The organism is Microcoleus sp. Pol12A5, assembly GCF_036701435.1.
Lineage (GTDB): Bacteria > Cyanobacteriota > Cyanobacteriia > Cyanobacteriales > Microcoleaceae > Microcoleus.
Window position 1 is genome coordinate 1 of record NZ_JAUBQU010000206.1, and the last position, 6172, is coordinate 6172.

General features: G+C 40.7%; 9 protein-coding genes. 7 read left to right on the forward strand and 2 right to left on the reverse strand.

Annotated elements, in window-relative coordinates:
• The 3 genes from QUA45_RS27410 to vapC all read left to right on the forward strand — a co-directional run.
• Positions 1 to 216: amino acid--tRNA ligase-related protein (locus QUA45_RS27410; RefSeq protein ID WP_333223017.1), on the forward strand; the 216-nt coding region annotated here is incomplete at its 5' end.
• A 229-nt stretch (positions 217 to 445) separates the two neighbouring features.
• The gene (locus QUA45_RS27415) at positions 446 to 658 is read left to right on the forward strand and encodes a type II toxin-antitoxin system VapB family antitoxin (protein ID WP_006633402.1); all 213 of its coding nucleotides are present in this window, start codon (positions 446 to 448) and stop codon (positions 656 to 658) included.
• On the forward strand, positions 645 to 1049 hold the full coding sequence (gene vapC / locus QUA45_RS27420; protein ID WP_333223019.1) for a type II toxin-antitoxin system VapC family toxin: 405 nt from the start codon (positions 645 to 647) through the stop codon (positions 1047 to 1049). Before QUA45_RS27415 ends, vapC begins: the two co-directional genes overlap by 14 nt.
• Before the next feature lie 31 nt (positions 1050 to 1080).
• Here vapC and vap15 read toward each other — a convergent pair whose 3' ends face one another.
• A complete protein-coding gene (vap15, locus tag QUA45_RS27425; RefSeq protein ID WP_333223021.1) occupies positions 1081 to 1317 on the reverse strand; it encodes a type II toxin-antitoxin system VapB15 family antitoxin in 237 nt (78 codons plus the stop codon).
• 381 nt (positions 1318 to 1698) lie between these two features.
• On the opposite strand from vap15, the gene QUA45_RS27430 reads away from it, so the two are divergent.
• The 3 genes from QUA45_RS27430 to QUA45_RS27440 are packed head-to-tail and all read left to right on the forward strand — an operon-like array spanning position 1699 to position 4938.
• Positions 1699 to 2811 (forward strand): restriction endonuclease, encoded by a 1113-nt coding sequence (locus QUA45_RS27430; protein WP_333223023.1) that lies wholly within the window; start codon positions 1699 to 1701, stop codon positions 2809 to 2811.
• A 52-nt stretch (positions 2812 to 2863) separates the two neighbouring features.
• Positions 2864 to 4420, forward strand: coding sequence for a hypothetical protein (locus tag QUA45_RS27435; RefSeq protein ID WP_333223025.1), 1557 nt, complete (start codon positions 2864 to 2866; stop codon positions 4418 to 4420).
• Positions 4417 to 4938 carry a hypothetical protein gene (locus QUA45_RS27440; RefSeq protein ID WP_333223027.1) on the forward strand — a complete coding sequence of 174 codons (522 nt, stop codon included), beginning with the start codon at positions 4417 to 4419 and terminating at the stop codon, positions 4936 to 4938. The genes QUA45_RS27435 and QUA45_RS27440 overlap by 4 nt, the downstream gene beginning before the upstream one ends.
• Before the next feature lie 304 nt (positions 4939 to 5242).
• Here the strand turns inward: QUA45_RS27440 and QUA45_RS27445 are convergent, their stop codons facing one another.
• Positions 5243 to 5476, reverse strand: a complete 234-nt coding sequence (locus QUA45_RS27445) for a hypothetical protein (RefSeq protein WP_333223029.1) — start codon at positions 5474 to 5476, stop codon at positions 5243 to 5245.
• A gap of 222 nt (positions 5477 to 5698) precedes the next feature.
• Between QUA45_RS27445 and QUA45_RS27450 the strand changes: the two genes are divergently transcribed.
• Entirely contained in the window at positions 5699 to 5917 is a 219-nt protein-coding gene (locus QUA45_RS27450; protein WP_333223032.1) for a helix-turn-helix transcriptional regulator, read from the forward strand.
• The last annotated feature ends 255 nt before the right edge of the window (positions 5918 to 6172 follow it).

The window sequence follows — 6172 nt, forward strand, 5'->3', positions numbered from 1 at the left end:
GATGCGTTTGAGTATGGAACTCCGCCCCACGGAGGCATTGCTTACGGTTTGGATCGGTTGGTGATGCTGTTGGCTGGTGAGGAATCGATTCGCGATGTGATGGCGTTTCCGAAGACGCAGCAGGCTGCTTGTTTGCTGACGAATGCGCCGTCTGGTGTGGATGAGAAGCAGTTGAAGGAGTTGCAAGTGCGATCGACTTATACGCCCAAGTCATAAGTATGTAAAATACCTTGACAATTTAACTATTTGTAAATTCCTGACTTCTTTAAGAAGTCGGGAATCTGGGTAGTTGGAGTTTGGTGTCGTTGATGCAGAGGAGTTGGAGAGTTTGGTTGAGGTTGGTTTCGGTGAGTTGGGGAAACCAGGATTTGGGGAAGTTGGGCTAGGTTAAGGGTTGGGTGTGGCTATGCCATAATAAATGAGAGAATGAAATCCACCATTAACCATGACAACCACCGTTGAACTTAACGAAGAATTGGTTAAAGAAGCCTTTCGCTTAACCAATTTCAAAACAGAAAAAGAATTGATTGACTTTGCTTTGCAAGAATTAATTCGCACCCGTAAAAAGCGGAACTTACTCGATTTAAGCGGACAAATTCAATTTTCGACTGACTACGACTACAAAGCTTTGCGGGAAAACCGAAATGTTTCTGATTGATACATCAGTCTGGATCAGCGTTTTCCGCGACAGGACAGGTGTAGTACGCCAATCCCTGGAAGGAATAATCCAGGATGAAAGTATTTTTCTGAACCGATTTACTCAGATGGAACTTTTGCAAGGTTGCCGAGACGATCGCGAGTGGACACTATTAGAAACTTATCTCCAAGAACAAGATTACATCGAGTCTACGCCTAATACTTGGGTAGCCGCTGCTCGGATTTACTACGATTTGCAACGACAGGGGTTAACGGTTAGAAGTAGTATCGACTGCTGCATTGCCCAACTTGCGATCGAACACCAGCTTATTCTAGTTCATAACGATCGCGATTTTGAAACTATTCAGAGAGTGCGATCGCTCAATTGCTTGCGCTTCCGGCCTGACAATTAATGAATATTGTTTGGAATCATAGTTAATTACTTTAAGGGCTGGTTTTTCGGGCATGAATTTCGCTTCGGACTGCTTCTACTTCTTGGGTGATAGTTTCTAAAGAAAGCTCATCGGTTATAAATGACTCCAAAAGAGCTGTTAATTTACTGTTTAATACTTCTTTTTCCAGCTCTTGACTTAACTGCAATTTTTCGGGATAGGGCAGTTGTTTGACTCGGGCTAAAATTTGCTCAAAGTTTAGGGAAAGTTGATAGTTTGCTAAAGTCATTGTTCGTTATGTTTAGGCCTTGTGGATATTTTATCTCAATTTTTTGGATTGAGGATGGCTTTAATAGTGCTGGAGGCACAGGTGGCTAGAAACCGGGTTTTTTCCGGGAATACTGCGTTACACCTCGTAGAAGCGGTCAAAAACCCGGTTTCTTTGCTTTTCGGGTGGTCAGAAACCGCGTTTTTTTGCGGTAATACTGCGTCCTCACTCACCGAAAAAAACATTGACAGAGATCCATAAGTAGTTCATTATACCAACAGGAGGGATATTACCTCAGCTATTTTACCTCTGGCTGCTCACGACTCAGAGTAGGTCTTGGCACTTACATCTGTAGCTTGACATCTCTTCACCAGCGTTTTGTAACTTAAGTAGGTCAACATAGTGAAAACTCCCATTCAGAAAATCCTCTTTGGTAGTCCTGGAACTGGAAAAAGCTACAGGGTAAATTATGAAATCATCCCTAATGACTTAAAAATAAGCCCTGATTCGGACAACGTTATTAAAACCGTTTTCCATCCAGAATACACTTATGGTGATTTTATGGGAAAGCTGGTACCTATTACAAAAGGTAATAATGTACGTTACCAGTTTTATGCAGGTCACTTTTTGATGGCGCTTACTCGTGCTTACAGAAATATTCTTGATGAATACAAAGACCCAACAAAAGAAAAAGATTTTAAGGATTTGTCCGATCAGGAACAAAGTGCAAGAATAAAACAAGCTCGCAGAATAGCGTGCGATAATGCAGCGAATGTAGCTTTGGTTATAGATGAAATTAACCGAGGAAACTCTTCAGCAATTTTTGGAACTGTTTTCCAACTTTTAGATAGAGATGAAGAGGGATGGTCATCCTATAGTATTAACATTACTGAAATTGAATTAATAACAATACTACGCTTAATAGAGGTTCAAGAGAAATCTCTAGCTGATAATAAATTTGAATATCAGTTTCCCGGAGAAAACCATTGGGTACAGGACTACTCAACTTTTCAAAATAGAGTGGATGGTTTGAACCTGAAGCTTAAAGAAAGATCCATTAAAATTCCACCTAACTTGTCTATTTTCGGCACTATGAACACCTCTGACAATTCCATTTACTTTATGGATAGCGCCTTCAAGCGACGTTGGGATTGGGAATTTGTCAACTGGGATGAGACTAAACCTCCTGCTCCCAAATACGGTACAGGAGGCACTTTGGATGAAGATAAATGGAAGAAGCTAATCAAAAACCTTAACGGCTTTATCAAAAGTCATCACACTTCCATTCGAGGAATTGAGGACAAGCAAATTGGGTATTACTTTATCAAACAACCTGTAACTCCTGAACAGATACAAAATAAACTCATGTTCTTCCTCTGGGATAGCGTTTTCAACCGTGACAAAAAACCCCTTGTGGATCTTTTGGAGGTAACAAGAGATGAACTCGTCACTTTCGGTGATTTCACTAAATTGCATAATAAGTTTATTACCAACATAATGAATTTCAAGGCTTGAATTGGTTTTAAGCCTGTACTTAGAAATAATACCTTCTCTTTTTTAACACTCCATGTTTGATTTTTCAAGCTTTAAGTTGATTAAAAATTCCAATGACTTTTTTGTTGGAATCCGTAAATCTGCTTTAGAAGATGGTTATGAGTTTTGTCTGCCAAATGGCTTTGATAATTTTCCAGATGGTGACTTTAACCAGGTGCGGGATTTATTTTTCAAGATGTATCGCACTTTCCGCAAGTTTGAGAGAGACAATACAGGCACAAACCGATTCAACCTTAACAGACCGGATTTCCAGCAAAACCAAGATCAGACTACCCTTTCTGCTGGCGGAGTCAGTATGCAAACGGAAGATGGGGAAGTTTGTGTACTCTATAGCAAGATTAAAATGATCGAACGGGTACTGGAAGCCTACGATGACCTTGCTATCAACTCAATCCAAAAGAAAGCCAGACGCAGTGAAGATATTGATTATTCTCAACTTTACAAATACTTAGATCGCGCTATCTACCTTGATAACCATGTAATTTACGTCGAGGCGATGGATTTGCCACGTCCGACGGTGCGCTATGAAAGCACTGAGATCGTAAACCTGTATTGTTATATACTCGATGAGATTGTACAGCAGTTGGATGGCGATGTGCCGGATAATATTCAAGCACACAGTCAAGATATTCGCTTCCTTGCTCAACGCTTCCAAGACGGCTACTTGACCAGCAACCAGTCAATTTTTGACAAAGACACTTTTGGCGAAACTATCAGCATTCTTAAAGGAGCGCTGGATAACATAGACAAAAATACTTATTATAAAGATGCTGACTATTGGGGACTTTATGAAGCTATTGAAACATTCCTATACGGTGAAATAAATCCCGCTCAGAATGATGGTGGCTACTGGGGAATAAAAGGGTTTTCTCTGGTTTGGGAGGATATGTGCAACACCTATTTCTTCAAAAAATACCCAGATAAAATCTGCTATGCAGATACCGATATACCTTTGAAAGAGCCTCCACATCCAGAACCTGAGAGGCAAGGTGAAGAACCAAAACGGGTGGGCAACCACCGAGCTAATCATGGAAACAACGGGTACGGTAATAAATGGATTTATACGACCAAATCCAATATTCCATATCCTAAAAATCGCGGTAACTTCGGATGGAATGAACTCCTTTGTATTGAGTTTGATACTGAACCGAGAACGCAGGTATACTCAAACAGAACGCCTGATAAATTAGAAAACCGAGATAGAACTACCGCAAGGCGCCGATTTCCCCGTCCTGACTTAGTTCTTAAAATTGAAGAAACAAAAAATGGATTTAAACTAAAAATATTGGATTATAAAGATGTACCTCTTGACTTTTATATGAATCCCTCATCGTCGCCAAAATCGAAAAATAAATACAAAAATGATATCTTCAAGCAGCTTACTTATGAATTTGCTCTCCAGCAAACCCATACTGTTGCAGAGAGTGTATTTTTTATTCCTTGGTATTACACAGCAGAACCTCAGCATAACCCTTTGGGAGAAACTGAACAAAATCCAGAAATGAAAGGAATCAAAATATTTAAGGCTAACTTCTTTATTATCCAAAAGCTATACCTGGAAAACTCATGAATCAGAAAATAAATATTATAGGAATTTGCCCGGAAACTCCCATTTTTGAAAGCAGTTATGTTCCTCTAATTTCATTTAAAAATCAAGAACAAAAAAAAGCTGCTGAGGATTACATAACTAGGGAAGCCAATAATTTTTTTAAGATATTGTTGAAGAAAGCTCAGGAAGTGAAACCACTAGCTTATCCACTACTTATCACAGAATTGGACTTTAAAAAAATTGATATGAGCTATTTTTATGAAAATATCTTCTACGATTTGGAGCGAAAGCCTGATGGAAAGTTAGAAGCAAAAATAAAATGGGGTATCACTTTTGACGTAAAATGCGCTCCTATTGAGTTAATTTATGTTAGTAGCGAATCTCGTGGCTTTGACCCTAAAATAGCAGAGAAAAATGGTAAGGGTCGCCTACAGCGTCGATATGGCACTATAGACATCAATGGAAAGCCAGTTTTTTACTACATTTACTTTACGCTTCAAGAAATACTGGACGTGATTAAACCATTAGCAAACTCTTAAAAGTCAATAGTCTGGACACTTTTTCTATGACTGAATGGCTTATTCCCTAGGACTTTGAGCCACAGTGGATAATTAAATCAATGTCACCTCTACCGCTGACTTGCATTTAATTCGACTTTTTTTATGATGCTTGCCCTGTAAGGCTTGTAGTATCGTTCCAAAAACTGTCCGGAGTAGTGAAAAGTCATAGCCTTACCAACTCGTGACTACATCCAAAAAGGCAACCGCAATTTAATTAATGGCAGTGTGGTTTGAATATCTTGGACGATCGCACTTTTTCAATTCGTGCGATCGCCCTCAAAGATTACTCTTTCCAGTAACGGGTTAAAATCCGAATCACCTCACCCGCTATCGGCGATGGTAGAGGCGGGCTCCATTCCCCAACTTCTGCAAAACCTAAAACGTGCAACAGATTAACGATACTTTCTACCGCTTTGGGAACGCCACACAACAGCAAACGAATCGGTTGCTTCCCTTGAGGTACATCAGGAACTTCTTCCCGGAGCAGTTCGGGAACTGACTTTGGCTGTGATACCATAGACTTTGAATTACACGAATAGTGGAATTGCGATCGCCCTCAAGTTTTCCAGGCCAGGGGCGATCGCTGTTCCGTTTGTACATCCTGAGTCTAGTTCATTCACTGCCGTTTGTCAATCGTTGCGACAAAATAAATGGTCGCAGCGACAACTTGAGCGAGAGTCAAGGTTGCAGAATGGTAACATCTGCTTGCAAAGTTATCGCTAGCAGTTGAGAGTCAGCAGTGATCCGTTGGAAATTGGCAGTTGTGATGGCCGATCGCAATATCAGCAATAAAGAATTGGCTGCTTTAATTGGGATGCACCCCACTTCTGTGTCTAAAATCAAAACCCGCCGCCGACTCACCAGAATTGACGAAGCAACTCTCAGCGCTTTGTGCAGAGCACTGAAGTGTCAGCCGGGAGATCTCATGGTTTATGAAGAGGACAATCCCGATGACTAAAGAAAAATATTCTTGTGGGGTGGGCTTTGAGCAACGCCACTAAAGGGATTATGCCAATGGTGAAAGATATCTGTTTAACCCCAAACATTTGCGTTACCTTAGTTGACTACAACTTGTACCGCACTCCCCAACTAAATTCATGCTTCCCCGCATCAAAGAATTAGCCGCCACCCTAGCACCCCGCTTAATCGAAATTCGCCGCCACATCCACTCCCACCCCGAACTCAGCGGCCAAGAATATCAAACCGCCGCCTA